Here is a 1,679-nt window from a genome sequence, read left to right as displayed (position 1 = left end):
CCAGTAAACGGCGGCCGTAACTATAACGGTCCTAAGGTAGCGAAATTCCTTGTCGGGTAAGTTCCGACCCGCACGAAAGGCGTAATGATCTGGGCACTGTCTCAACAATAGACTCGGTGAAATTGTAGTACCGGTAAAGATGCCGGTTACCCGCAGCAGGACGGAAAGACCCCGTGGAGCTTTACTGTAGCTTGATATTGAGTTTCGGCGTTGCATGTACAGGATAGGTGGGAGACAAAGAGATCAGTACGCCAGTATTGGTGGAGTCACCGTTGGGATACCACCCTTGTAACGTTGGGATTCTAACCATGTATCGTAATCCGGTACTGGGACAGTGTCAGGTGGGCAGTTTGACTGGGGCGGTCGCCTCCTAAAGAGTAACGGAGGCGCCCAAAGGTTCCCTCAGCGCGGACGGAAATCGCGCGAAGAGTGCAAAGGCAGAAGGGAGCTTGACTGCAAGACAGACAAGTCGAGCAGGGACGAAAGTCGGGCTTAGTGATCCGGTGGTACCGAGTGGAAGGGCCATCGCTCAACGGATAAAAGCTACCCCGGGGATAACAGGCTGATACCCCCCAAGAGTTCACATCGACGGGGGTGTTTGGCACCTCGATGTCGGCTCGTCTCATCCTGGGGCTGAAGTAGGTCCCAAGGGTTGGGCTGTTCGCCCATTAAAGAGGTACGCGAGCTGGGTTCAGAACGTCGTGAGACAGTTCGGTCCCTATCCGCTGTGGGCGTTGGAGATTTGAGTGGAGCTGTCCTTAGTACGAGAGGACCGGGATGGACATACCTCTGGTGTACCAGTTGTTCTGCCAAGGGCATAGCTGGGTAGCTACGTATGGAAGGGATAAGCGCTGAAAGCATCTAAGTGCGAAGCCCCCCACAAGAAGAGATCTCCTCCTAAAAGGTAAGACCCGTGGGAGACTACCACGTAGATAGGCCTCAGGTGGAAGTGCAGTAATGCATGTAGCTGAGAGGTACTAATCGGTCGAGAACTTGACCAGTGGTTTTACGAAGAGTTTGTTGATTGTTATTCAGATTTGAGGGTATATACCTCAAGAGAAAAGAAGCTGCGAAGAATTTTTCAAGAGCTGACGCGGCGTGCGAAGGAGCGAAGAGGGCACGTACTAGTGTACGTAACTGATGAGCGAAAGAGCAGCAACAAAGTCAGGATTGAAAAAGGCAAGCAGGAAATCCGGTGACAATAGCGGGGAGGATACACCTGTACCCATCTCGAACACAGAAGTTAAGCTCTCAAGCGCCGATGATACTTGGTGGGAAGCTGCCTGGGAAAGTAGGTCGTTGCCGGTTTCAGTAAAAAGCAAGTTACGAAGTAGCTTGCTTTTTTAGTGTCCGAAGGACACGTCTGAAACGGGACAGCGAAGAGAGGAAACCGATGATAGGTTTCCGAACGGAGGAGTGAGCGAAGCGAGCGTTGCCGGTTAAAAAAGAAAAGACAGTCGTATGGCTGTCTCTTCTTTTTTAGCGCAGCGTACAAAACGGGACAGCGGAGAGAGTAATCCGATTTTAGGATTACGACCGGAGAAGGGAGCGGAGCGAGTGTTGCCGGTTTCAGTAAAAAGCAAGTTACGAAGTAGCTTGCTTTTTTAGTGTCCGAAGGACACGTCCGAAACGGGACAACAACGGGTAAGTTGAGTATGGGATTTTGGCTTGAGGTATGG

The 1,679-nt window shown here is 51.5% G+C and carries 2 rRNA genes; both read left to right on the top strand.

Annotation, left to right across the window (positions count from 1 at the left end):
• Positions 1 to 1,001: ribosomal RNA gene (locus D1841_RS17065) — 23S ribosomal RNA — on the top strand; the annotation flags it as partial.
• A 190-nt stretch (positions 1,002 to 1,191) separates the two neighbouring features.
• Positions 1,192 to 1,308: ribosomal RNA gene (rrf, locus tag D1841_RS17060) — 5S ribosomal RNA — on the top strand.
• Positions 1,309 to 1,679: the final 371 nt, after the last annotated feature.

The organism is Neglectibacter sp. X4, assembly GCF_009917365.1.
In the GTDB taxonomy this organism is placed as follows: Bacteria; Bacillota; Clostridia; order Oscillospirales; family Acutalibacteraceae; genus Acutalibacter.
The sequence above is the reverse complement of the archived record's forward strand: the minus strand, read 5'-3'. Positions and strand labels throughout refer to the sequence as shown.